General features: G+C 68.4%; 16 protein-coding genes. 6 read left to right on the forward strand and 10 right to left on the reverse strand.

The window, feature by feature from the left end; all coding sequences use genetic code 11:
• Positions 1-7 precede the first annotated feature (7 nt).
• The 7 genes from ACFYO1_RS03880 to ACFYO1_RS03910 all read right to left on the reverse strand — a co-directional run bounded on the left by ACFYO1_RS03880 (position 8) and on the right by ACFYO1_RS03910 (position 16281).
• Positions 8-8575 carry an amino acid adenylation domain-containing protein gene (locus ACFYO1_RS03880; protein WP_387226895.1) on the reverse strand — a complete coding sequence of 2856 codons (8568 nt, stop codon included), beginning with the start codon at positions 8573-8575 and terminating at the stop codon, positions 8-10.
• A 154-nt stretch (positions 8576-8729) separates the two neighbouring features.
• Positions 8730-9608 (reverse strand): ABC transporter ATP-binding protein, encoded by an 879-nt coding sequence (locus ACFYO1_RS03885; RefSeq protein ID WP_387226897.1) that lies wholly within the window; start codon positions 9606-9608, stop codon positions 8730-8732.
• 11 nt (positions 9609-9619) lie between these two features.
• Positions 9620-10666 (reverse strand): FecCD family ABC transporter permease, encoded by a 1047-nt coding sequence (locus ACFYO1_RS03890; RefSeq protein ID WP_387226899.1) that lies wholly within the window; start codon positions 10664-10666, stop codon positions 9620-9622.
• Positions 10663-11673, reverse strand: coding sequence for an iron chelate uptake ABC transporter family permease subunit (locus tag ACFYO1_RS03895; protein ID WP_387226901.1), 1011 nt, complete (start codon positions 11671-11673; stop codon positions 10663-10665). Before ACFYO1_RS03895 ends, ACFYO1_RS03890 begins: the two co-directional genes overlap by 4 nt.
• A gap of 121 nt (positions 11674-11794) precedes the next feature.
• Complete coding sequence (locus ACFYO1_RS03900; RefSeq protein WP_387226903.1) at positions 11795-14302, reverse strand: ATP-binding protein; 2508 nt, start codon at positions 14300-14302, stop codon at positions 11795-11797.
• The gene (locus ACFYO1_RS03905) at positions 14260-14625 is read right to left on the reverse strand and encodes a hypothetical protein (RefSeq protein WP_387226905.1); all 366 of its coding nucleotides are present in this window, start codon (positions 14623-14625) and stop codon (positions 14260-14262) included. The genes ACFYO1_RS03900 and ACFYO1_RS03905 overlap by 43 nt, the downstream gene beginning before the upstream one ends.
• Positions 14626-14730: 105 nt before the next feature.
• Positions 14731-16281, reverse strand: a complete 1551-nt coding sequence (locus tag ACFYO1_RS03910) for a (2,3-dihydroxybenzoyl)adenylate synthase (RefSeq protein WP_387231668.1) — start codon at positions 16279-16281, stop codon at positions 14731-14733.
• 159 nt (positions 16282-16440) lie between these two features.
• On the opposite strand from ACFYO1_RS03910, the gene ACFYO1_RS03915 reads away from it, so the two are divergent.
• From ACFYO1_RS03915 to ACFYO1_RS03930, 4 genes are all read left to right on the forward strand, one after another.
• On the forward strand, positions 16441-17250 hold the full coding sequence (locus tag ACFYO1_RS03915) for an SDR family oxidoreductase (protein ID WP_387226907.1): 810 nt from the start codon (positions 16441-16443) through the stop codon (positions 17248-17250).
• Between the two features lie 33 nt (positions 17251-17283).
• Positions 17284-17931: an isochorismatase family protein gene (locus ACFYO1_RS03920; protein ID WP_387226909.1), complete on the forward strand. Its 648-nt coding sequence runs from the start codon at positions 17284-17286 to the stop codon at positions 17929-17931.
• A gap of 30 nt (positions 17932-17961) precedes the next feature.
• Positions 17962-18216 carry a phosphopantetheine-binding protein gene (locus ACFYO1_RS03925; RefSeq protein WP_387226911.1) on the forward strand — a complete coding sequence of 85 codons (255 nt, stop codon included), beginning with the start codon at positions 17962-17964 and terminating at the stop codon, positions 18214-18216.
• Positions 18217-18400: 184 nt separating this feature from the next.
• On the forward strand, positions 18401-19117 hold the full coding sequence (locus tag ACFYO1_RS03930; protein WP_387226913.1) for a hypothetical protein: 717 nt from the start codon (positions 18401-18403) through the stop codon (positions 19115-19117).
• 107 nt (positions 19118-19224) lie between these two features.
• On the opposite strand, the gene ACFYO1_RS03935 is transcribed toward ACFYO1_RS03930, so the two are convergent.
• Positions 19225-20205 carry a LysR family transcriptional regulator gene (locus tag ACFYO1_RS03935; RefSeq protein ID WP_387226915.1) on the reverse strand — a complete coding sequence of 327 codons (981 nt, stop codon included), beginning with the start codon at positions 20203-20205 and terminating at the stop codon, positions 19225-19227.
• A gap of 853 nt (positions 20206-21058) precedes the next feature.
• Between ACFYO1_RS03935 and ACFYO1_RS03940 the strand changes: the two genes are divergently transcribed.
• Both ACFYO1_RS03940 and ACFYO1_RS03945 read left to right on the forward strand, forming a co-directional pair.
• Positions 21059-21856 (forward strand): hypothetical protein, encoded by a 798-nt coding sequence (locus ACFYO1_RS03940; RefSeq protein ID WP_387226917.1) that lies wholly within the window; start codon positions 21059-21061, stop codon positions 21854-21856.
• Positions 21857-21924: 68 nt separating this feature from the next.
• Positions 21925-22830, forward strand: coding sequence for a CAP domain-containing protein (locus ACFYO1_RS03945; RefSeq protein ID WP_387226919.1), 906 nt, complete (start codon positions 21925-21927; stop codon positions 22828-22830).
• Between the two features lie 93 nt (positions 22831-22923).
• Here the strand turns inward: ACFYO1_RS03945 and ACFYO1_RS03950 are convergent, their stop codons facing one another.
• Positions 22924-23883 (reverse strand): lipase family alpha/beta hydrolase, encoded by a 960-nt coding sequence (locus ACFYO1_RS03950; protein WP_387226921.1) that lies wholly within the window; start codon positions 23881-23883, stop codon positions 22924-22926.
• Between the two features lie 208 nt (positions 23884-24091).
• The gene (locus tag ACFYO1_RS03955; protein ID WP_387226922.1) at positions 24092-25249 is read right to left on the reverse strand and encodes a GDSL-type esterase/lipase family protein; all 1158 of its coding nucleotides are present in this window, start codon (positions 25247-25249) and stop codon (positions 24092-24094) included.
• Positions 25250-25272: the final 23 nt, after the last annotated feature.

Raw genomic sequence — 25272 nt, forward strand, 5'->3', positions numbered from 1 at the left:
GGGGAGGTCAGGTGCGGATCCGGGGATCCACGTCGAGTAGCGCCGCGACTTCGGTCCAGCCCGTCGGAGACACGATGTCGAAGTGCGAGTAGGGCAATCGGCGGACGGTGAGCCGGGCGCCCGCCGCCTGCCAGCCCGTCATCTGGGCTTCGGCGCGTGCGGGTTCGGTACCGGTGTCGCCGGAGTACAGCGCCATCGGGCCGGTATAGAGCGGCGACTCGGAACGCAGGACCAGGCGCAGCAGTACAGTGGCGGCGCCACGAATGGCGGCCGCGAGTTCCGGTGTGTCCTCTGGGATTTCGGGGAGCAGCCGATCCAGCTGTGCCGGATCCGCGATACTCTGTTCGGCCCGCTCGGTGAGATTGGACAGTGGATGCGAATCCACGAGACCGGCATAGGCGACGGCGTCACCGTCGGCCTCGAGCGCGGCCGCCAGCGCATGGACGATATTGCCGCCGAGCGAGTAGCCCAGCAGGTGGTAGGGCCCCTGCGGCTGGATGCGGCGAATGGTGGTCAGATAGTGCCGTGCCAACTCGTCGATGGTGTTCACCTCGAAGTCATGGTCGCTCAGGGTCGGCAATTGCAAGCCGATGATCGGCCGGTCGGCCCGCAACAGCGTGGCCAGCGGGGCGAACTGCCAAGCGGTGCCACCCACCGGATGCACGCAGAACAGCGGCGCGGCCGCGCCGCGGGTCCGCAAGGGCAGCACGTGCTCGAGGCGACTGCCGAGCATGGCGAGCCCCTCGATCACCCCGGTCGCGCCGGGTTCGGCCACCCCGACTCGCGCCGCCAGTGCCCGCGGTGTCGGAGCCGCGAACACGTCGTCGAGGGTCGCCGCGATGCTCGCGCGCCCGAGCCGTCCGACCAATCGAATCGCGCTGAGCGAATGCCCGCCCGCCGCGAAGAAGTCGTCGTCGGCGGCGAACTCGGGTAGCGACAGCACCGCGGCCATGGCCGCCCGAATCCCGTCGACCTGGCCTGTCGTACCGCCGGTGGCTGCGGCCGTCGGCGCACCCGCAATCACGGGTGCCGCGATCTCCGCGCCCGGCCGCACTCCCGCCGCGCCCGCGTCCGCCTCGTAGGTCGGGATCGGCAGCGCCCTGCGGTCGATCTTGTCGCTGGAGGTGCGCGGAATATGGTCCAGCACCAGGAACGCGGCGGGAATCATGTACGCGGGCAGCGATGTTCGCAACTGTTCGCGTACGCTCGCCGGGTCGAGCTCGACGCCGGAACTGGGTATGAGATACGCGGCCAGACGCTGGTCGCCCGGGGTGTCCTCGCGCAGCAGCACCACGGCGGCCGCCACACCGGCGCAGGTGAGCAGGGCCGATTCGATGTCGCCGAGTTCGATGCGCTGTCCGCGCAGCTTGACCTGGCTGTCCGCGCGCCCGACGTAGTCCAGTTCGCCCGCCGCGTTCCACTTCACCAGATCGCCGGTGCGGTACATCCGTTCGCCGCTCCCGGACGGGTCCGCGACGAACGCCGCGGCGGTCAGGTCCGGCCTGGACAGGTACCCGCGCGCCAGCTGGGTGCCGGTCAGGTACAGGTCGCCGATAGCGCCCGCCGCCACCGGCCGCAGCCGCTCGTCCAGCACGCGCACCCCACATCCGGTGGGCGGGACGCCGATGGGCACCGACAGCAGGTCGGCGTCGACGGTCTCGTGATGGGTGATGCACACCGCGGCCTCGGTCGGGCCGTAGAGGTTGTGCACCACGGTTCCGGTCAGCGCTCGCATCCGCTGTGCGGTCGCGGGCGGCAGCGCCTCGCCACCGGTGTAGACACAGCGCAGGTCGGTGTAGCCGTTCAGGTCGGCTTCCTCGGCGAGCACCGTCAGCATGGAACTCGTCATTTGAATGGCGGTCACTCGCTCGTCGCGCATGAGTCGCGCCTGGTAGTAGGGGTCGCGATGCCCGTTCGGCCGGGTCAGCACGATCCGCGCGCCGACGTGCAACGGCAGGAAGATCTCGAGCAGCGACGCGTCGAACACCGGCGGCGTCCGGTACAGCACGGTGTCGCCGGGCCCGAACCGGTCCAGTCGCTGCAACCACTCGAAGGTGTTGATGATCGCCGCGTGCGACACGGTCACGCCCTTGGGCACGCCGGTGGATCCGGAGGTGAACAGCAGGTACGCGGAGTTGGCGGGCCGCAACGGCGCGATGCGGTCGGCGTCGGTGAGCGCGGTCGTCGAGAACTCGCCGACCTCGAACCCGTCCAGCGAGTCCAGAACGACTGCGGGTGCCGCGGTTTCGAAGATCCGCTCGATCCGTTGCGCGGGCTGTTCGGCGTCGATCGGCAGGTACACCCCACCCGCCCGGCAGATCGCGTGCGCGGCGATCACTGCGTCGATGGTGCGCGGAATGGTCACCGCCACTACCGATTCCGGGCCGACGCCCCGGGTGATCAAGCGTCGCGCGAGGCTGTTGGCCCGGGCGTCGAACTCCCGGTAGTCGATGGTCACGCCGTCGGCGGTGACCGCGGGTGCGTCCGGATCGACCGCCGTACCCCAGTCGGCCAAGGTCGTGCCCTGCGGCGAAACCTGCGTCTGGACAGGGGGATCGAGGAATTCCGCGGCACGGACATCCGCCCGGACGGTGACTTCGCGCAGAATTGCGGCGACCCGGTCGGCGACCCACTCCAGGGTCGTGTCGGTGATGCCGCCGCGGTCATAGCCGATCAGCAGCTCCAGCCGGGCCGCGGGCGGTGCGACCAACGTCATCGGGTAGTGCGTGGCACCGTGGTTGTGGAACGCACCCAGTCGCACCGCATGCGCTTCCGGTTGCCGCGCACCGGAATTGGGGAAGTTCTCGAATACCACGAGGGTGTCGAACAACTGCCCGATCCCGGCGATGCGCTCGATCTTCGCCAGCCCGGCGTGATCGAATTCCTGCATGGCGAACTGCTTTTCCTGCAAATCGGTCAGCTGATCGAGCAGACCTCGCTCCGGGTCCAGCGCGCAGCGCACCGGAACGGTGTTGGTGAACAGCCCGACCATGGTCTCCACCCCGGTCAGCTCGGCGGGCCGGCCGGAGACGGTCGCGCCGAACACCACATCGGTGCGACCGGTGAGTCCGGCCAACGCCACCGCCCACGCTCCCTGCACGAGAGTATTCATGGTGAGGCCGCGGCGACGGCCGAGATCGGCGAGCGCCGCCGCGAGCTCCCGGCCCAGCGGTATCGGCCGCTGCGCGAACTCGCTTTCGCGGAAGGTGTTCTCCCGCACCAATGTCGGTGCGGCGAGCCCGGCCAGCCGCTGCGCCCACGCCGCCCGCACCGCGCGGCGATCCCGCGCGCCGATCCAGGCGAGATAGTCGCTGTATCGTGCCGGTACGGGCAGCCCGTCGCCGTGATAGGCGGCGAGCAATTCGCGCAGCACGATCGGCGTGGACCAGCCGTCGATTATCAGATGATGGGCATTGAGCACCAGCCGGTGCTCGTGGTCCGGCAGGCGAATCAGCGTGGCGCGCAACATCGGCGACTGATCCACCACGAATCGATGCCGAGTCGCCTCGGCCTCCAGCCGGTCCGCGGTGGACACTGCTGCCCGCGGCGGCAACCCGGAGAGGTCGACCTCTCGCCACGGCATGTGCGCCGTGCGCGGTATGGCCTGGACCGGCTGGTCCAGACCCGCGTAATGGAAGGCCGCCGCCATATTCGGATGGCGGCCGACCACCGTGTCGAAGGCCGCCGACAGCCGCTGCCCGTCGACCGGGCCGTGCAGATCGACCCGTGCGGTCAACGTGTACACATCCGCCGCCCCATCACGAATCGCGTGGAACAGCAGCCCTTCCTGCAACGGTGAGAGCGGCAGCAGCTCGGCGAGCGGACCGTGCGCGGCCTCCAGCGTGTCGATGACGTCCTGCGAGACCCCCGTGCCGGGGCAGTCCGACGGCGTCAAGCCACCCTGGAATAACACCGCGTGCACGGCGAATGCCTCCAGTGCGATCTCCCAATGGCGCTGTAACTGCGTGACGGCCTCGGCACCGAGAATTCGGCTCGCGGCTGTCCACTCCACCGCGATCCGGGGTGCGCCCGACTGTGCGGTGGTGTCTTCGTGTACGAAGATGTTGAGCGAAAGTACCTCCGTCAGTGCCTTTTCCGGCGGTTCCACCACCGCGAAGGCATCGTGTTCGGGCAAGCTCCAGCCGGTGGCGGTGCCCCCACCGAAGCGGCCGAGATAGTTGAGCAGCACCTCGGGCGCCCGCCGAGCACCGAGCAGTGGCGAGGTTTCGGGGTCTTGCCTGCGCAGCACGCCATAGCCGACCCCGTTGCCGGGGACCGCCCGCTTGGCCTCCTTGACCGCGCGCAGCAGCCGTCCGGCCGCCGCGCCACCGGCCAGGGCATCGGCGAGCCCGTCCGGGTCACCGATACCGGTCGCGGGCGTCCACACCGGATACTCGCTGGTGAACCAGCCGATAGTGCCGGCGAAATCGGTATCCGCGCTGAGAGGTTCACGTCCGTGCCCTTCGACCGTGACCGGCCGGCCCGGCTCGAGCGCCTCGCCGCGTTCGTGCCGCCAGGCATTGATCGCGAGCATGAGGGCGGCGAGCAGCACGTCGTCGGTCTTCGCCCGATACGCGGCGGGCAGCGTGCGCAGCAGCGCGTCGGAAATCTCCGGTGCGGCGAAAGTCCTGGTGCGGTCCGCGCTTTCGACGAGATCGCGGCCGTGGTCGAGCGGCCGATCGCCCAACGCCGCGACCGGTCCTTCGCCGAGGGCGTGCTGCCAGTGCGCCAGTTCTCGGCGATACCCGCCCGTCGCGCCGGACCCGGCGAGCAGCATCGCGTGCCGTCGCCACGAACTGCCCTTGGCCGGTAGCCGCGCCGGGCGTCCTTCCCTCGCCGATACGCACGCCTCGTACAGTTCGGGCACCAGAATTCGCCACGAAACACCATCGACCACAAGGTGATTGGCAACCAGGACGAGTCGGTCGGGCATCTCTGGCGCCAGCCGGATCAGCGCGGCGCGGATCTCGATGCCCGCGGCGGGATCCAATTCCGTCGTCAGCTCCGCCGCGACCTGTTCAACGAGCGTCGCGTTGGACTCCGCCGATGTCCCATGCGGGTCAACAGGATCAGAGACAGTAGCGGGCGCGTTCGCCGTTCGCCGGTGGTGGAGGGTTATCTCGCGGACCAGATCGGCCGCGCGTATCGCGCCGACCTCTGCGACCGCCAGTGCGGGATCGGTGCCGGTTGCGTCGAAAACCAGCCGCAACGCGTCGTGGCGGTCGAGCAGGGTTTGCAGGCCCGTGGTGAGCTGGTCGAGCGAGACGTCCTCGTGCAGGGTCAGCGCCGTCCACTGGGCGTATCCGGCGATGCCGCTGCCGCCCGGGTTCGCTTCCAGCAGTGCGCCCACCAGGGGCGGAATCGGGACCGGGCCGGTGGCCTCGTCCGGCGACGCGGTGTCTGCACCGTGCTCCACGGGTTGGGCCGCGGCGGCGACGGTGGCCAGATCACGCTGGGCAAGCAGGGTTTTCGGCTGCACGGCCAAGCCGAGGGCACGTAATCGACTACTCACGCCGATGGCGGTGATGCTGTCGCCGCCGAGCCCGAAGAAGTCGTCGGTGGCGTTGACCCGCGCCACCCCCAGCACCTCGGCGACCACGCCGCAGACCGCCCGCTCGGGTTCAGTGCGGGCCGGCCGCCCGGCCGAAACCAGTTGGGGCGCAGGTAGTGCCGCCCGATCGAGCTTGCCGTTGACGGTGGTCGGCAGGGCCGCGAGCAGCACGAGTGCCGAGGGGACCATGTGGTCCGGCACCATGGTGGTCAACTGGTGCCGCGACTGGTCGGCGTCGAGCGTTCGGCCCGCCTCCGGGACCAGATAACCCACCAATCGGGTGCTGTCGCCGGTCTTGCGGACGGTGGCCGCCGCGGCGGCCACGCCGGGCAGCGCACCGAGGGCGGCCTCGACCTCGCCCAATTCCACGCGATACCCCCGCACTTTGATCTGCTGGTCGGCACGGCCGAGATAGTCGTAGCCTCGGCCGGGCAGCCAGCGGGCCCGGTCGCCGGTGCGGTACATGCGCTCACCCGGCGCGAACGGGTCGGCGACGAAGCGGTCGGCCGTCAGCGCGGCGCGGCCGAGGTAACCGCGCGCCAATTGTTCTCCGGCCAAGTACAACTCGCCGATCTCGCCGTCCGGCACCGGTTGCAGCCCGCCGTCGAGCAGATAGGCGCGGGTGCCGGCCAGGGGAGCGCCGACGTGCGGCACCGCACCGGTCAGGGGTGCACTGAGCGCATCGACCGTCGCCTCCGTCGGACCGTACATGTTGCGGGCGGGCACCTCTGACGCGACGATCGCCGACCACAGCGCGGGCGGGGTCGCCTCGCCGCCGAGGAGCAGTAGTCCGGGGCGGTGCGCGCCATCGAGCAACCCGTTGTCGATCAAGGCGCTCGCCATGGACGGGGTGGTGTCGACGACGTCGATCCGGTCGGCGTCGAAGGCGGCAATCTGAGCGGCGGCGTCCTTCTGAATGTCTGTGTCGTACAGATGGATCCGGTGTCCGCCCCACAGCCACAGCAGCTGGTCCAGGGCCGCGTCGAAGGCGAAGGAGTAGGTGTGGGCGATGTGCAGCTGCCGTCCGCCCGCTCGCGCGGCTGCGTCGGCGTAGTCGATCGATAGGTGGTGATGGAGCAGCTGAGCCATTGCGCCACAGGAGATTTGGACGCCCTTTGGTTTTCCGGTAGAGCCGGAGGTGTAGACCACGTAGGCGAGATGCGCGTCCGAGCGCGGCGCGGCGAGTTCGGCCGCGGCCAGGGGACCGCTCGCGAGTTCTGCGACGGCTTCTCGAACCATGCTGTCCGACAACCGGATCAGCTGGCCGGATCGATCGGCGAACACCGTGTCCACGGTCGCGTCGCCGGTCAGGATCAGCACCGGCGCGGCGTCGTCGACGATGTCGGCGAGCCGCTGCGCCGGATGCCCGAGGTCCAGCATGAGGTAGGCCGCGCCGGCGTGCCGCACCGCGAGCAGGGCGACCACGATGTCCACGGTGCGAGGCAGCGCAATGCCGACGATGTCCTCGGGGCCGACACCCCGGCCGCGCAGATATCGCGCCAGCCCGTGTACCCGCGCACCCAATTCGGCCGCGGTGACCTGGGTGTCGCCGCCGACCAGCACGATGTCGTCCGGCCGTCCGGCCACCATGCGGTCGAAGACCTCGACCGCATCTGCGGGTTGCCCGGGCAGCGCCGCGCCGGCCCGTTCGACAGCGATCCGCGCGCCGACCTCTGCCGGATACAGGGTGATCGCACCGATCCGCCGGTCCGCGTCATCGACCAGTTCGGTGATCATCCGGACCAGCGCGTCCATCCGGCGGCGCACCGTCTCCGCGTCGAGCGACCGCGCGTCCACCTCGAACCCGAGCTGGATCCGGTCCTGTGCCAGCGGCGTGACGGTCAGGCCGAGATCCTCCGGCGGACCACCGGCGACATTGCGCAAAATGCCGGTGGCGCCGTCGAAATCGAGGGCGAAGTCGAAAGCCTTCAGATTGATGCCGATGCCGTGCAGCAGCGCACCGGTCTGCGTGCCGCCGAATTCCCGCGCCAGATCCTCACCGCGGAAACGCTGGTGGGCCCGCACCTCCCGCAGCGCGTCCGCCACCCGCTTGCCGAGCTCACCGAGGCGGTCCTGGCCGGAGACCGGAATCCGCAGCGGCAGCACATTGACCGCCATGGACGGGGTGGTGAGCGCGACCTTGCCGACTCGCGCCATCACCGGCAGCGCGATGACCACGTCGGTCTCACCGAGCAGCCGGTGCACGAATCCCGCGTAGCCGGCGACGAGTATGTCGGCCCAGGTGATGCCGGTCGCGGCCGCGGCTGCCTTGATGCGCGCCACCAGGTCGGCGTCGAGCACGGCGCGCGCCTCGTGGGTCTGCTCGACAATTCCCTCGGGCGCCGCGCCCCGTCCGTCCAGCGACGGTAGCGGGGTGAGCCGATCCCGCCAGTAGTCGCGGTCGTGCCGATGCGCTTGGCTCGCACGGTATTCGAGGTCTTCCTCGACGAGCGCCCGGAACGAGCCCCATCGCGGCGGTGGTGCGTCGCTGCCCCGGCGCAACGCGGTGTAGTGGGCGGCCACTCGCCGCGACACCATGGCCGCGCTGTATCCGTCGATGATCAGATGGTGGTAGAGCTGGATGCACCACACGTCGCGGTCGGTGAGTCGCAACAGCGTGTAGGTGTACAGCTGCCGATCGACCATGGCGCGGCAATCGGTGGCGGAACGTTCGCGTTCGGCGGCGACCAGCCGGTGTGCGGCGGCGATCGGATCGGTCTCGCCGCGCAGGTCGACGAGCGGGCGCAGTTCCGGTTCCAGGTCGGTGATCTGCTGGCGCGGGCCGTCGGCGGTGTCGCTGAACCGCAGTCGCATGGTGTCGGTCTCGGCGATGGTCCGGCGGATGGCGGTGTCCAGCAACGTCACATCGATGGTCTCGGGCGCGGAGATCTCGAGCACCTCGCCGACCATGTAGCTGAGCGATTCGGGATCGAGGCGCTGGGCGTTCCAGATACCCAATTGCGCTCCGGTGAGCGGCAATCCGGGATGACCTGCGCCCGCGTCGTCCCGTTCCACCAGGCCCACAGCAACTCCTTCACCACCGACGTATCGACCCCTCCCTCGGTCCGCGCGGACGCGATGAGATCCAGCAAGGAGGACGAAGGTAGGTTAGCCTAACATTAATTCCAAGAGGAAATCATGATCCGGGTCACCGGGCCCGCCGTTCGCCCAGGTGCTGTCAGCTCTCGTCCACCGCGTTCTCGGCGAGTGGAATCACCAGTGGCGTACCGGTTTCCGGGTCCTCGATGACGCGGCAGCCGAGGGCGAAGACCTCCCGCACCAGCTCGGCGGTGGCGATCTCGCGCGGCGCACCGGCGGCAACCACCCGGCCGTCCCGCATGGCGATGAGGTGATCGGCGTAGCGGAAGGCGTGGTTCAGATCGTGCAGGACGGCGACCACGGTCCGGCCGGACTCCCGGTTCAGTGAGCGGCACAGGTCCAGCAGCTGGATCTGATGCGCGATATCCAGGTAGGTGGTCGGCTCGTCGAGCAGGATGATCGGCGTCTGCTGCGCCAGCACCATGGCGATCCAGACGCGTTGGCGCTGGCCGCCGGACAATTCGTCCACCGAGCGGGCGGACAGGTCGGTGACGCGGGTGGCCGCCATGGCCGCGGTGACCGCGGCCTCGTCCGCCTGCGACCACTGGCGGAGCAGGGTCTGATGCGGATAGCGGCCGCGCGCAACCAGATCCGCGACCCGGATGCCGTCCGGGGAGGTGGAGGACTGGGGGAGCAGGCCGATGCGGCGGGCCACCTCTTTCGCGGGATAGGCGCTGATCGCCTTGCCGTCGAGCAGCACGGCGCCGGCTTCCGGGGTGAGCAGCCGGGCCAGCGCGCGCAGCAGGGTGGATTTCCCGCAGGCATTGGGGCCGATGATCACCGTGAACGCGCCGTCCGGGATGTCCACCGAGAGTTGATCGCTGATGGTCCGGCCGCGATAGCCGAGGCGCACCTGGTCGGCGCGCAACCGCACCTGATCCTTCGACGTACCGTGGCCATTCGTCTGGGCCAGCGCGTCGTCGGCCAATTCTGTTCCGGCGCTGCGTTTCTCGTTCATCGTCGCTTCCCTTAGTTCCGTCTCGCCTCGGCGACCAGCAGATACGCCAGATACAGCCCGCCCACCGAGACGGTGACGACGCCGACCGGAAGTGCCGTGGGCGCGAACAGCCGTTGTGCGATCCAGTCGCAGGTCACCAGCAGCAGCGCGCCCATGGCCGCGGCCGGAGCCAGAGCGGTGGAGGCCGTGCGGGCCAGGCGGCGGCCCAATTGCGGTGCGGCCAGGGCCAGGAAGGCGAGTGGCCCGGCGATGGCCGTGGCGACCGAGCAGAACGCGACGCTCAGCACGATCAGCAGCAGCCGGTCGCGTCCGACCCGGACGCCGAACGACTGGGCCAGATCGTCACCCAACTCCAGAATCCGCAAGCGCGGCGCGGCGGCGACAGCGATCACGCTCAGCACCGCCAGCAGGATGAGTGCCGGCGCGACCTGCGCCGAGCTGACTCCGCCGAGCGACCCCGCGCCCCAGGCGGCAGCCGACATGGCGGCGGTGAGATCCGCGCGCAGGATGAGCCAGGTATTGACCGAGGCCAGCATGGCGCTGACGCCGATGCCCACGATGATGAGCCGGAAGCCGGTGACGTTGTGCCGGAAGGCCAGCAGCTGAATGGCAAGGGCCGCGGCCAATCCGCCGAGGAACGCACCCGCCGAGGTCTCGAACCCGCCACCGCCCAGCACCAGCATGACGATGAGCGCGCCGGTGTACGCGCCGGTGTTGAAGCCGATCAGGTCCGGGCTGCCGAGCGGATTACGGGTTACCGATTGCAGGATCGCGCCGCTCACGCCGAGCGCCGCGCCCAGCGCGAGCGCCAGCACCACGCGCGGAAATCGCCAGTCCCACACCACGAGCCGGTCGAAACGCTGATCCCCGACGAACAGCGCCCGCAACACCCGGTCGGGAGGGATCGGGTAATCGCCGGTGCCGAGGGACAATACGGCCACGGCCAGCGCCGCGATGACGAGAATCGCGCACACCACCACGGTGCGAACGCTCACCCTGGCGGCGAGGCGGCGGTTTCGGAGCACCAGCACCGAGTGGCCGAAATCGATGGCGGTCATTGCGCACTCACCCGGGGTCGCCGCGCCAGCCAGATCAGGACGGGCGCCCCCAGGAAGGCGGTCACCAACCCGGCCGCCACTTCGTCGGGTCGAATGATGATGCGCCCCAGCGTATCCGCGCCCAGCACCAGGATCGGCGCCAGCAGCATGGAGTAGGCGACGATCCAGCGCTGGTCGGGTCCGACGATCCAGCGCGCGATATGCGGCACGGCCAGGCCGACGAAGGTGATCGGGCCCACCGCGGCGGTCGCGGTGCCGCACAGCAGGGTGAGCGCGGTGACGGTGAGCAGCCGGGTCCGCCCGACGTGCACGCCGAGCGCGTGGGCGAGGTCGTCACCGAGGGCGACGGCGTTGAGCGAGCGCGCGGCGATCACCGCCGCCACCAGGCCCACGAGGATGAACGGCGCCGCCCCGGCGATGACATCGTGACCGCGCCCGGTCAACGATCCGGCGTCCCAGTTCCGCATGTGGTCGAAGGCCTTGGGGTTCAGCAGCATCAACCCCTTGGTGAGCCCGGAGAGCACCGCCGTGATCGCGACCCCGGCCAGCGTCAGCCGGACCGGGTCCGTCCCCTGCCGGCCCGCCGTGCCCAGCCGATACACCACGACCGAAGCCAGTGCGGCCCCGACGAACCCGAACCACACGTACGAGGTGATCTCGGTGACGCCCAGGAACGAGACCGCCATCGCGATGACGAAGGCGGCTCCGGCATTGATCCCGAGCAGCCCCGGGTCGGCTAGTGGATTGCGGGTCAACCCTTGCATGAGGCAGCCGGCCACGCCCAGCGCGAGCCCGGCGAGCAGCCCGACCAGCGTGCGCGGCACCCGATACTCGGTGATCACCAGCGCGTCCGCCGACCCGTCGGACCCCCACAGCGCATCCCACACCTGCCCCGCCGGAATCGCCTTGGTGCCGATCATCAGACTCAGCACACAGGCGGCCACCAGCACGGCAGCCGCCAGCAGCCACCCCGGCCACCGCCTGACCCGCGCACGCGTACCTTCCATCTGGTAATTTCTCCACGATCCCGAGCTGTGACAGGCTGGATTTTATTTAGGTTTGCCTACCCTAGCGCGATAACTCATTCGGTAGTAATCGCCCGCGCGACACGTGCCGGGGGACGAGCTTTCACCTCGGGCCTGGTGCGGTTTCGAGCGTTGCGAGATAGGTTGTCGCGGCCTCCTTCTCGGGCACGCCGAGGCAGCGGTAGATATCGATGGCGTGGCGCAGGTGAGTGGCGGCACCGACGGTGTCGCCGAGAGCTGCCCGGCAGCGGGCGGTGCCTTCCAGCGCGCGGGCCCACTCGATCCGGTTGCCGATGGTCCGAGCGAGGGTCAGCGCTTCGGTGAACATCGTCGATGCCTCGTCGAGTTCGCCGAGCGCCAGCAGCACCGTCGCGGTGTTGTTCAGTGCTTCGGTTTCCCCAATGCGGTAACCGATCTCCCGGAACAAGGCCAAGGACTGCCTGGAGAGATCTACGGCCTCCGCGTTCTTCCCCGTCTCCCGGCATACCGCCCCCAGGTTGGCGAGTGCTTCGGCCTCGCCGATGCGGTAACCGATGTCCTGGAAGAAGCTCGAGGCTTGCCGGGAGAAATCGGCCGCTTGCTCATGGTTCCCGGTTCGCTGGTACACGGTGGCCAGATTGTTGAGGTTGATGGCTTCGCCGAGGCGGTGACCTATGTCCTGGAACAAGGCCAAAGCCTGCTGGATCAGGTCGGTGGCTTGACCGTAATCCCCGGTATCCCGGCAGACGAGGCCGAGGTTGCCGACCCAGCGGGCTTCGCTTCTGCGGTGCCCGGATTCCTGGAACAGCGTCGTCGCTCGCTGAAACAGGTCGGCGGCCTGCCGATAGTCCCCGGTTTCGCGGCGCACGCTGCCGAGAAATCCGAGGGCATCGGCCTCGCCGAGCGTGGAGCCGGTCTCGCGGAACAGAATCAAGGCCTGCTGGATCAGGTCCGCGGCCTGCCGATAGTCCCCGTCGTCTCGGAGTAGGCCGCCGAGCCTGACCAGCGTGCCGGCTTCGCCCACTGGATGGTCATTCTCCCGGTACAGGGTGCGCGCCTGCCGGAGTAGATCGGCGGCCTGCCCGCTGTCGCCCGCGTATCGGAAGAAGCCGCCGAGGTTGGCCAAGGTGTCGGCTTCACCGATGGGGTAGCCGTTCTCTCGGTACAGGACGCGCGCCTGCCAGAGCAGGTCGGTGGCTTGGTCGTAGTTCCCGGTCTGCCACTGGAGGGCGCCGAGGTTGGTGAGGGCGTTGGCCTGGCCGAGGCGGTTGCCGATGTGTTCCGCGGCCGCGACGGCGCGCCGGTGCAGCCGCTGGGCCGATGACCACGGTCCTTCGCGCTCCAGCAGTTCCGCCAGCGCCTCGGTCAGATCGACCATGCGTGCGGGATCGTGGCCTGCGGTGTATTCGATGCAGGCGAGCAGGTTCGCTCGCTCGGACCGCATCCACGCCAGTGCCTGTGCCGCGTCGTCGAATTCCCGCACCAGGGCGCCGGGCGTACGGTCACCCTCGGCGGAGCGGGGTCTTCGGGTCAGCCATTGATCCGCCGCCGCGGCGGTGCGCCGGTAGTAGTCGAGCAACCGCTGGACTGCGGTGGCGGCCTCGCTGAATGACTCCGCCGAGTCGAGGGCGCGGACGTATTCGCGCACCAGGTCGTGCAAGCGGTACCGGCCGGGGGTGGACTCTTCGATGAGATTGTCGGTGTAGAGCGCCTCGAGATCGGTTCGGGCGTCTGCGAGCGGTATGTCGTTCAACGCGGCGACGGCATAGGCATCGAAGTCGGAGCCCGGGTGTAGCCCCAGCGTGCGGAACAACCCTTGCCGGCCGCGCGACAGGTTGTCGTAGGAGGCGGTGAAGGCGGCACGGACCGCGCGATGGCCCGCGTCGAGTTCGCCGAGTCGGTCCTGGGCGGCGCGGAAGTCTTCGGCCAGGCCGGTGAGGGTCCATGCGGGGTGGTGGGCGAGGCGGCCGGCGAGCAGCACGATGGCCAGCGGTAGATATCCGCACAACTGGACGAGCGCGGTGACGGCCGCGATGTCGTTGCCCTGTGGTTTCCGTTGGGCCAGGCGGCAGAACAGGTCTGCCGCGTTATCGGGGTCGAGGGTGCCGAGGGGGAGTGGGAGGGCGTTGTCGAGGGCGATGAGTCGGCGGCGGCTGGTGATCAGGGTGAGGCATTCGGGTCCGGCGGGTAGTAGCGGTTCGATCTGGTCGTGGTCTCGTGCGTCGTCGAGGATGAGCAGGATTCGTTTGGTGGCGACGCGGTCGCGCCAGAGGTCGCGGCGTGCGTCGAGGGTGTCGGGGATGTGACTGGGTGCGATGCCGAGGCCGGTGAGCAGGGTGGCCAAGACTTCGGCGGGGTCGGCGGGTGTCTGGCCTGGGGTGTGTGAGTTCAGTTCGACGAAGTATCGGCCGTCGGGGAACTTGTCTGACAGCAGATGTGCCGCGCGGGTGACGAGGGCGGTTTTGCCGATGCCTGGCATGCCGTCGATGGTGTGGATGGAGACGACTCGACCTGGCCTGGCGGCGTCGAGGATCCGTTGTACTTCGGCGTCGCGTCCGACGAACGTCGGAATGTCCCGGCGTAGCGAGGTCAGTACCGCGGGGCGCACGGGTTGGGTGATGGCGGCTTCCATAATTGCCGCCATTTCGTCCGGTTCGTCAGGACCGAGGGGACCGGCCCGGGTGTTTGGCGGGCGAGGGCGATCAGTGTCACCAGTACCGGGTCCAGTGATTCGAAGCGGGAGGGGACGTTGCGTCCGCTGCGCCAGTCGCTGATGCGTTGCATCGAGGACCGCTGGTTCTGTGCTGGTGTGCGTGCGGCTTTGAGTCGTGCTTCGGTGGTGGCGGCGACTCGTTGCAGTGTGGGATTGCCTGCGGCTTCCCAGAGTTCGGCCAGTCTGGTGACGAAGAGCTCCCGCGGCGAAACGTCCTCGCCACCCTCGGTCTCGCTACGCACCCACACACAATAATGGCTGGTCCGTCGATGGTGGATCCGCTCAGCGGCGCCGCGTACGACGCGAATGACGGCGACGACGTGCGCGGCGACCGCCGGCGGGCGAGGTCAGGTGGCGGAGGCTTGGGCGGTGAGGGCGGCGCGGAGGGAGCGGCGGCTGATCTTGCCGACGCTGGTTTCCGGGAAGCTGTCCACGACCTGGAGTAGGTCGGGGATCTTCCAGGTGGCCACGCCGCGCTCGCGGACGAACTGACGGATCTGACCGAGCGCGGGCGGGGTGGCCGGGTCGGCGGCCAGCACGAAGACGCAGCTGCGCTCGCCGAGCCGCTCGTCCGGCACCGAGACGACGATCGCGTCGCGAATCAGCGGGTGGTCCAGCAGGTGTGCCTCGATCTCCTCGGCGGAGATCTTCTCGCCGCCGCGGTTGACCCGGTCGCCGAGCCTGCCCTTGACCACCAGGTTGCCGTCCGGGCGCAGGTTCACCACGTCGCCGGTGCGGTACCAGCCGTCCGCGGTGAACGAGGACGCGTTGGCCTCGGGGTTGCGGTAATACCCGCGAATTGTGTACGGCCCCTTGGTGATCAGCAGGCCGTCGGTGCCGGGCGGGACGTGGTTGCCCTGCTCGTCCACCACCGCGACCTGATCGTGCGGGGACATCGGCCGCCCCTGGGTGGCCAGCACCACCTCTTCCGGATCGTCGAGCCGGGTGTAGCAGACCAGCCCCTCGGCCATGCCGAACACCTGCTGCAGCGTCGCGCCGAGCGCGGGGCGGATGCGGCGGGCCAGCTCGTCCGGGCAGCGCGCGCCGCCGACGAGCAGCACCCGCAGGCTCGAAATGTCGTATTTGGTGCTGGCTTCCGCGCGTTCGACCCACAGCCGGGCCAGCGGCGGGACCAGTCCGGTGATGGTGACGCCGAACCGCTCGATCGCGCTGAACGCGGTGGTGGGGGAGGGATCGATGGCCATCGCCACGGTGCCGCCCGCAACCAGCGCGCCCAGAATGCCCGGCGAACTCATCGGGAAGTTGTGTGCCACCGGCAACGCCGCGAGGTAGACGCTGCTGCTGTCGAGTTCGCACAGCTCGGCGCTGCGGCGCACGCTGTAGAGGTAGTCGTCGTGCGTGCGCGGGATGAGCTTCGGCGTCCCGGTGCTGCCGCCGGACAGTTGCAGGAACGCGACGTCGGCGGCGTTCACCCGCGGCAGCTCGCGGGGTTCGGCGCGCAGGTCGTCGAGCGCGTGCGTGCCGCCGGGCAGCGCGGCGCCCTGCTGGTCCGGGACGATGATCAGGTGCCGCAGCGCGGCGGAGTTGTCCCGCAGGATCGCGGAAAGCGTTGCGTGGTTGAACTTCTGGTGGTGATGGCAGGTGACCATCGCCACCGCGCCGCTGGCCTGCGCGATCGGGATCAGCTCGGACTGGCGGTGCGCGGGCAGGCAGAAGACCGGCAGTGCGCCCGCGTAGAAGAGCCCGAAGATCACCTCGACGAACTCGGCGATATTGGGCAGCTGGACCAGCACCCGATCGCCCGGCCGCACACCGAGGTTCAGGAACCCGGCCGCCAGTGCTGTGGCGCGCGTCTCCAGTTGCGCGTAGGTCCACCGGTCACGGTCGTCTACCACGGCGATCGCGTCCGGCGTCGCCGCGGCGCGGGCGCTGAGCATGCTGCCGAAGGTCTCGCCGGTCCAGTACCCCAACGCGCGGTATTGCTCGACTTCCGTTGTGGGCCATGGGGTTAGGTCGGATTGAGACGGCACTGGAACTCCTTCTAGCCGAAACGTCGTTGATTTACTTCTATCAAGAATTAAGGTTAGGCTAAGCATATGCCTAGGGACAGTAAAGTCGAGGGCGGTGTGATCGTCACCGGTGCCGCCCGCGGTATCGGTCGCGCCGCGGCGCAGATCTTCGCGGCCAGATCGGCGGCGCCGGTGCTGCTGTGGGATCAGGACCCCGCGGTGCACGACACCGCGGCCGAGATCGGTTCGGACCGGGGCGAGAGCGTCACCCAGGCGCGGCAGGTCGACGTGACCGACGCCGACGCGGTGGACAAGGCGTTCGCCGCGGCCGCCGAGCGGATAGGTCCGATCGGGTCCGTCGTGCACGCGGCGGGCATCCTGGAAACCGGTTCGGTGGCGGAATTGACCGGCGCGCAATGGGATCGGTGCCTGGCGGTGAACGCCACCGGGACGATGAACGTCACCCGGCGCGCCGCCGCCGTGCTCGCCGCGAACGGTGGCGGCTCGATCGTGGTCGTCACCTCGAACGCGGCGGGCACCCCGCGGGTCGGCATGGCCGCCTACGGTGCGTCCAAGGCCGCGGCCCGCGCGTTCGCGATGGCGCTCGGACTGGAGGTGGCCGCCGCCGGCGTCCGGGTGAACACGGTGTCCCCCGGCTCCACCGATACACCGATGTTGCGCGGCATGTGGGCCGAGGACGCGGCCGAATTGTCCGCGGCCGCCCGCGATCACGTGCTGGCCGGCGACCCCGCGAACTTCCGCCTCGGCATCCCGCTGCGCCGGGTGGCCCAGCCCGAGGACGTCGCCGAAAGCATCTACTTCCTGACTTCCCCGCGTGCTCGCCACATCACCATGCACGACCTGCGGGTCGATGGCGGCGCCACGTTCGACGCCTGACACTGTCCGACATCACTGAACAGGAGAAGACTGTTGGCTATCCCGCCGATAGCACCGTATTCGATACCGGATCGCGACGACATCGTCGCGAATCAGGTGCCGTGGACGCTGGACCCGTCGCGTTCGGCGCTGCTGATCCACGACATGCAGCGGTACTTCATCGACGCGTATGACCTGGACCAGGAGCCGATCTCGACGGTCATCGCGAACATCCGGCGGCTGCGCGAACGGTGCAACGCGGCCGGCGTTCCGGTCATCTACACCATGCAGCCCGGCGATCAGCACCCTTCGCGCCGTGGCATTCTCGCGGATTTCTGGGGTAGCGGACTGACCACCGGCCCGGCCACCGAGGTGGTCGGCGACCTGACGCCCGGCCCGGCTGACATCCAGGTGACCAAGTGGCGCTACTCGGCGTTCCAGCGGACCGACCTGCGCGAGTTGCTGAACCACTACAACCGCGACCAACTCGTCGTCACCGGTGTGTACGCGCACATGGGCTGCATGCTCAGCGCCGCGGACGCGTTCATGAACGACATCAAGCCGTTCGTGGTGCTGGACGCGACCGCCGACTTCGGTCGCGACGAACACCTGATGGCGATGAACTACGTCGCCCGCCGCTGTGGCGCGGTGACGACCACCGACGCGCTGGAATTCGCGCTGCGGCAATCGAATGCGGCCTGATCCGGCTTGCTGAACTACACGGAGGAAATCATGAGCGAGCCGGTTACCCTCGGCCGCCAGGACGTGATCGCCGATATCGCGGCCGCGCTGGGTGTGGCACCGGACGCGGTGCCGGTCGACGGGGATCTCACGGACGCGGGCCTGGACTCGGTGCGACTGATGTCACTGGTGGAGAAGTGGCGTTCCGCCGGAGTGGACGAGGCGGACTTCGCGACCTTGGCGGCCGAGCCGGTGCTGAGCGCCTGGCTCGACGTCCTTGTGCCCACTGACCGGGCGGAGAGGTAGCCACGGCGAGTGCCCCGGCCGCCCGAGCGGCGGTAAATCGCGTAGCCCGTTGCCTTCCTTTGGCACCCGGGGCGATAGCGCATGCAGTCCGGGGGGCGTTAGGGGTAAAACGTACCCCTTGACAGGTTTAGGAGTGCCTACCCTAAGCTCACCGCATCCCGACCACACCTAAGAAGGATCCAGAATGTTGATGAGGAACTTTGCCGCGACGGCAACGCTGCTGATCGCAGCGCTCGGCGTCTCGGCAGGCGCCGTCAACGCGGCTCCGGCCGCGGACGCTGACGCGCCGATCAATTTCACCGCCGAGTCCACCGACTCCCAGGCGATCGTCTCCATCGACGCGGGCTCGATCGTCGTCGAGGGCGACGCGCTGAAGATCAAGGCGGCCAACGGCAATGTCGTGGCCGGCACCCCGCTGAAGTTCCGCATCGACGAGTTCGAGTTCCCGATCGCGGCCGACGTCGCGGGCCGCACCGCGACCCTGACCCCGCAGCTCGACATGGCCAAGGCCACGTACAAGCCGGTCGCCCTGCCGTTCGAGGACAAAGCGCCGTGGAAGACCGAGTACGACCGTGAGCAGGCCGCGTGGTCCCGGATGACCGGCACGATCAGCCTCGGCGCCTCGATCGCCACCCTGGTCGGTGGCCTCGGCGGCGCGGCGGTCGGCTGTGTCCTGGGTGGCGCGCTCGGCGGCGTGATCGTCGGCGGCACCATCGTCGGCCTGTTCGGTCCGTTCGTCGGCGGCATCATCGCCGGCTGCCTGGGCGGCGCGGCCGCCATGGGCGCGCTCGGCACGGTGGCCGGCCAGATCTTCATCACCGCGCCGGTCGCGATCGCGGCGGCGATCCAGTACTTCACCACGATCAACCAGCCGTTCAACCCGGCTCCCGCCCCCAAGTAATACCGTTTGGCATTGATCAGGCCCCGCTACGGCGGGGCCTGATCTGTTTGCGTGGTCGCCGCGCATGAACAGCGACCGCCGGGGGAGTTCTGTTGTCGCGCTGAGGGTTACGAGGGGAGTGGGCCGACCGGTACCGGGGTGCGGTGCGCGACTTCGGGTTCCGGCCGCCGGACCTCCAGCAGCCCGGCGGCGCCGAACTTCCGGACGAGTTCGGAGTCGGTGATGACCTCGAGGAACTTCTCCACGTGCATCGACTTGTCCCGCGCGTGCACGGTCAGTTCCCGGCGAATCGGACGGGACAGCCGAATGATGGACAGCAGCCGGGCCGACCCGTGCAGCGCCATCTTCGGCACCAGCGCGACGCCGACGCCGTGTTCCACCAGGCTCAGCGCGGTGGTCACGTCGGGGGCGCGGACGGCGAACCGGACGTGCACGCCCGCCCGGCCGGCCTCGCGCGAAACCGTATCGGTGAGATCGGAATTCGAGCCACACCGGATCCAGGGCGCCTCGACGAGCTGCTTCCATGAGCCGTCGAAGCTGCTGCGCTGGCTGGGGTGGCAGACGACCACGAGTTCTTCCTCGCCGAAGCAGTGCACGACCCGCGAGCCGGACTGCTCGAGCGGGCCGACGGCGAGATCGAGCGCGCCCTCTTCCAGGGTCGCGTTGAGCTCGCGGAGGTCGGTGAACGCCCGGACCTCGATGCTGTCGATATTGCGTTCGTGGCGCATCCGGTAGATGAGCGGCGGCAGCAGCTTCTGCGCGATGGTCGGCGTGGTGCCGACGGTCATCACACCGTCGCCGAAGGTCTGCCCCATGGCCATCGCCTGCCGGGCGGACTCGACCACATCCGAGGCCTGGGCGAAGAACTCGCGGCCGAACTTGGTGAGTCTCGACCTGCGCGAGCGTGGATCGAACACCTTCCGGCCGAGCGAGGTCTCCAGCGCGTCGATCTGTTGCGACATCGCGGACGGAGTAATTCCGAACCGCCGCGCGGCCGCGGACAGCGAGCCGAGTTGTACCGCGTTGACAAAGTAATCGAACTGTCGCAGCGTGATCGTATTTGAAGTTAGCAAGGGGTAATCAGACATCGGCAACCTTTGTATCGAGCCGTCGGCTCATCCGCAGCACCTTCGGTCCACACTGAAAATTAAGTGAGCATTCCGTCACCGAGTCATGGCACCTGCCGGTCGACATGGACCGGCAAACACATCACATTCTTTCGTTAACTGTGCGTTCATCCGCGAATTGTGGCGAGAGTCTGAATGACCGCCTTCGGGGTGTTACGCCGACTTGTGTGCAAGCAGTATCTACTGCGATGACTGTTACGTCAAACGTTACGCCAAGCTAAACCTTCCTGTTACTCAGATCACCTTGTTCCTTCAACTGAATAACTCGGCGAAGCCCCTACCTGGGGATGTCATTGGAGAACGATTGCTCGCCAAGTGAGGGCGCATGACCTTCCTTCGCCGTCGCAGGATGCACGTCACGCACCCATTTTGACCACAAATGGCCTTGGCTAGGTGCTGATTCAAGGCAAATCTCACATGAGTTCAGTTGGGCTAACAACTACCGCTCCGCGCCATTCGAGAAGCCTTCGATAGGCATTCGGCCTGTTTCATCCGGAAGGACTGAACGGAGTGCTTCGTGTCCGTGCCGTGATCGGGTGGTGATCTGTGGAGGTGGTGGATGTGATCTGGTCGTGATGGGTAAATCGGACATCAGTTAATCGCATCTTGATTCGCTGTAAGAATGTCCGTTCTGCTTGTTCGTCACACTCTCGAGTTCTACGCTCCACTTTGGAAGCCGACAGCCCGCAGGACCGCGTACTTGACCGCAGAGCGGCGGTCGAAAACGGCTCCCGACCGGCAGTTCGAATCAGGTCGTACCCAGCGGAGGGCTGTCGGCTTCGCCAGCGATCGATCATTTCGAAGGAAGGCACTCATGGGGAAGCACAGCGCGCCGCGAAACAACGTCGTCCCCGCGCGATTGGCGATGCTCTCGACGGCGACGCTGATCGGCCTGGCGGTCTCGGCCAACGGCGGCGTGGGGCAGGCCATCGCCGACGACGCGAACTCGACCTCGGGTGACGGCGTGTGGGTCGCGCCGCCGAAACGCGCGGTGGTCTCGGTGGCGCCCGTGTCCTATCAGCAGGCGCGGCCGGACGGTTTCGCGGCCGCGCCTGCCGAACTGCCCGTGCACCGAGCCGATCGTCCGGCCGTGGCGCCGAGTGGAAATGCCAAGCCGCGCACCGCGAATCCGGGTGGCACCGGTAAGCCGGGCGGGAACACGGCACCGCTGGCCGCGCTCGTGGACACGCTCGCCACCGGCAGCGCGGCGCTGCCCCCACCGCTGCGCGCGGTGCTGGAGGACCTGGTGAAGCAGGTCGGCCCGGTGCTGGCGAAGGGTTTGATCCAGCTGATCACCAACAACAACCAGCCGAGCCCGACGCCGGCTCCGAGCCCGGCACCGAAGGGCAGGCACGCGGCGCCCGCGCCCGCTGCCGACATCACCGAGGACGACAGCGACGACATCGACACCGGCGATCCCGCGGTCGATATCGATGACACCGACAGCGACGACACCGACATCGACGACACCGACAACATCGCTGCCGCCGACATCTACAACGATGACACCACCGACGACGACCTCGCCGTCACCGAAGACCCCGCGGCCGCCGTCCCCGACGCCGACGCGGATTGGCAACCACTGGCGCTCGGTCCGACCCCGGTCGGCTGATACCGCCGGTGGCTTTTCTATAAGTTCGACAACTCTCGAAGGAAATAGTGCGTTTCTCTCCCGCTACAATGCTGTCTTTTTCCACTGCTATCGGCGTCTCGGCTATTGCCCTGTCCGCCGTCACTGGGGCCCCGGCGGCGCTGGCCGCTCCCCAATCTCAATCTCCGGCCGACACGGTGGTCAGCCTCACCAACGCCGAGCGCGCCAAAGCGGGCTGTGCACCGCTGAAAGCGGAAAGCCACCTTACCCAAGCCGCGCAAGGCCATTCGGAAGATATGGCCGCCGGCAACTTCATGGATCACAACTCGTCGAAGGGCGATCCGGGCGACCGGATCAGCGCCGCCGGATATCGGGCGCAGACCTGGGCGGAGAATATCGCCGCCGGTCAGCGCGACGCGGAGGAGGTGGTCAACGCCTGGATGAACAGCGCCGGCCACCGCGCGAACATCCTGAACTGCCAGTTGAAGGACATCGGCGTCGGCTACGCGAAGGCTCGGAACGGCACGCCGTACTGGACGCAGGACTTCGGCACGTCCAATAGGCAGAACGACGAGAAGCCCGCGGAGCCCGGCGGTAAGCCCGGTGGCGAGAAGCCCGGCGGGGAAAAGCCGGGTGGAGAAAAGCCGGGCGGGGATAACAAGCCCGGCAAGCCCGGCGGTTCGCCATGGGATCCGTGGAATCCCTGGAATCCAGGCGGCGACGACTCTTCGGACAATGGCGACAATTCGCCGTGGGATCCGTGGGGCGACGGTTCCGATGACAATTCGGACAATGGAGACAATCCCTGGGATTCGGGCTGGAATCCCTGGGATTCGTGGGGTGCCGACGATTCCGCGAATACGGGCGACTCCTGGAATCCCTGGGGTGACAGCTCCGATACACCGTCGAACAACGACGGCGATGCGGCGTGGGCTGCGTGGAGCAAGAGCTTCGACGAGATCCTCGGGCAGTTCGCGGGCAAGGGTCGCTGGTAGCACTCCCCACGAGCGGTGCCGCCGAACTCGACGAGGAGTTCGGCGGCACCTTTATGTCCGCCGGCCGACGCCGGCGGACCTTGTCGTGCGGGTTCAGCTGTTCGGCGGGGTGCTCGTGCAGGTCGGGTGCTCGGCGCCGGTCGGGTCCAGCGCGTTGAGCACGAGCTGAGCCACCACCTTGTCGTAGGGCAGCAGCAGATGGTCGGTCAGATCGCCGGGACAGTAGTCCTGCACGACGTGGTTGGTGATGTTCTGCCCCTGCACGATTCCGCTGGAGTACGGCACCACGAACTCGTCGTGACTGGTGACGATGTTGGTGTAGGTGACGCCGGGAACCGTCGGGCCGCCGGCGGACAGCTTGCGCAGGAACTCCGAGCCGGCCTGAATCTGCAAGCAGGCGGCGCAGACCGGATCCAGGACGGCGCCCAGTGCGGGCATGAGCCGCAACCTGGCGGCCAGCGCGGTGAACAGCGCCCCGAACCCGAGCGAGCTGGTGCCCTGCCATCCCGGGCCGATCGAGATGAAGCGGTCGATCTTGTTCGCGCCACCGAGGAACTTGGCGTAATAGTCGGTGACCAGGCTGCCTTCCGAGTGCGCGACGATGTCGACGTTCTGTGCCCCGGTGGCCGCCCGCACCTTGATGATGAAGTCGCGCAACTGCTGTGCGCTCTGCTCGATCGGCAACAGGCCGCCGAGCGCGCCGAGCGGTGCGGGCATGCCGGGCAGCGAACCGTAGGTCAGCGCGTACACGCAGTACCCGTTGTTGGCCAGCAATGGCGCGAGCGCACCCCAGTCCAGCCGCACGGTCTCGGGGCCGCCGTGCACCAGCACGATCGGATTCGGATGCGGCGCGGTAGGTTTGCACGACCAGTCGTTGGCTCCGGTCGGTGGCGCGCCGGGATGATCCGCCTCGGCCGCCACCGCATCGCTGAACAGATACGAGACGGGATGCCGGGCGGGCGAACCCGGTGGTTCACCGGAAGCGTTGGGCGAGGCCAGAACTCCGCCGAGAATCGCCGCGGCGGTCATCCAGGCAACGGGCTTGTGGCGCATAACCGGACCCCTTTCTCCGACCAAGTCCAGACCCACTGTCTGTCCGGGACATGACCGCGACAACACACCTCGGTAGCCATCCTGTTGTCTTTGTCACCGTCCCGCAACGAACATCACCGCAACTTAATTTGATTAAGTGCTGCAACACATTTGGACTGATCCGAGATAGTCCTCGCCCCTGCTACCGACGGCAGCGGGGGCGAGGTGGTCATGCGTTGAACGGACCGGCGTCGCCGAAGGCCAAGTCGGCGAAGCGTTCTCCGATCCGTCGTTGGGCGGCGGGGTCGGGGTGGAGCTGGTCGGGCAGTGGCAGCTCCACGAAGTCCGCTTCGCCGTAGAGCGAGCGGCCGTCGAGGTAGTGCAGATTGTCGTCCTCGGCGGCGCGCTGCTTGACGATCCGCGCGAGTTCATCGCGGATCGTGTTGAGCGTGAGTCGTCCCGTGGCACGGTCGGCCGGGTCGCCCGTGGCGCGGAAACTTACTCTCGTGCCGTCGAATTCGAGGGCGCCCGGGCCGGGGGTGTCCTCGTGGACCGGGCAGAGGATCGGGGAGACGACCAGCAGCGGCGTGGTCGGGTGCCCGTCCCGGATGAGGTCGAGGAACCCGTGCACCGCCGGGACGAACGCACGCATCCGCATCACGTCGGCGTTGACCACGTTGATGCCGAGCTTCAAGCTGATCAGATCCGCCGGGGTGTCGCGAATGGTGCGCGCGACGAACGGATCGAGCATGCTGTTGCCCCGCAGGCTCAGGTTGATCAGCTCCACCCCGGCCAGGGTGGCGGCCAGCGCGGGCCACGTCTGGGTCGGTACCTCGGCGTTGGAGCCGTGGCTGATCGAACTGCCGTGGTGCAGCCACGTTTTGCGGCCGCGGTCCGGTGTCACCTCGACCGGCGCGTCCGTGCGCAGGGCCACCAGTTCAGTGATTTCCGTGTGTGGCAGCCAGATCTCGACATCCTTCGGTTCGGCGGGCAGACCGGCGAACCGGACGGTGCCGACCGCTCCTTGCTCGACGACCGTCGACTGCGTGGCCATGTCGATGAGGTACCGGGTGCCGCCGGGCACGCTGCCTCGACCGACGGGTCTGCCGTCGACGCGTAGCTCGTAGACACCGTCCGCCGGCGCCGGGGCGCCTCGGTACACGGTCCGCGTCGGCAGCACATCCAGCTCGACGGCGGTTGCGCTGGTGCGGAATACCACGCGCACCCCGGCCGGCTGGGCCTCGACCATCGCCAGGTAGTCGTCGGGGTATTGCGCCCGGGCCCAGGCCGGAAGCCGGTGCGGCAGTACGCCGTTCGCGGTGTGCTCGAGTTCGAGCGCGCCGCGCAGGATGGGTAATCCGATGGGGGTGGTGATCCAGTTCGTCATGGGGTTTTCCTTGGAGGTCGCAA

Origin of the sequence: Nocardia sp. NPDC006044 (assembly GCF_042871115.1) — a bacterium.
Classification (GTDB): Bacteria; Actinomycetota; Actinomycetes; order Mycobacteriales; family Mycobacteriaceae; genus Nocardia.

Coding starts and splice junctions, on each gene's coding strand:
- ACFYO1_RS03885 (WP_387226897.1), bottom strand. CDS start 9,608: ATGAACGAGAAACGCAGCGCCGGAACAGAATTGGCCGACGACGCGCTG.
- ACFYO1_RS03890 (WP_387226899.1), bottom strand. CDS start 10,666: ATGACCGCCATCGATTTCGGCCACTCGGTGCTGGTGCTCCGAAACCGC.
- ACFYO1_RS03895 (WP_387226901.1), bottom strand. CDS start 11,673: ATGGAAGGTACGCGTGCGCGGGTCAGGCGGTGGCCGGGGTGGCTGCTG.
- ACFYO1_RS03900 (WP_387226903.1), bottom strand. CDS start 14,302: ATGGAAGCCGCCATCACCCAACCCGTGCGCCCCGCGGTACTGACCTCG.
- ACFYO1_RS03910 (WP_387231668.1), bottom strand. CDS start 16,281: ATGCTCAGCGCCCGCGCCGCGGCGACGCCGGACGCGATCGCCGTGGTA.
- ACFYO1_RS03915 (WP_387226907.1), top strand. CDS start 16,441: ATGCCTAGGGACAGTAAAGTCGAGGGCGGTGTGATCGTCACCGGTGCC.
- ACFYO1_RS03925 (WP_387226911.1), top strand. CDS start 17,962: ATGAGCGAGCCGGTTACCCTCGGCCGCCAGGACGTGATCGCCGATATC.
- ACFYO1_RS03930 (WP_387226913.1), top strand. CDS start 18,401: ATGTTGATGAGGAACTTTGCCGCGACGGCAACGCTGCTGATCGCAGCG.
- ACFYO1_RS03935 (WP_387226915.1), bottom strand. CDS start 20,205: ATGTCTGATTACCCCTTGCTAACTTCAAATACGATCACGCTGCGACAG.
- ACFYO1_RS03940 (WP_387226917.1), top strand. CDS start 21,059: ATGGGGAAGCACAGCGCGCCGCGAAACAACGTCGTCCCCGCGCGATTG.
- ACFYO1_RS03945 (WP_387226919.1), top strand. CDS start 21,925: ATGCTGTCTTTTTCCACTGCTATCGGCGTCTCGGCTATTGCCCTGTCC.
- ACFYO1_RS03950 (WP_387226921.1), bottom strand. CDS start 23,883: ATGCGCCACAAGCCCGTTGCCTGGATGACCGCCGCGGCGATTCTCGGC.
- ACFYO1_RS03955 (WP_387226922.1), bottom strand. CDS start 25,249: ATGACGAACTGGATCACCACCCCCATCGGATTACCCATCCTGCGCGGC.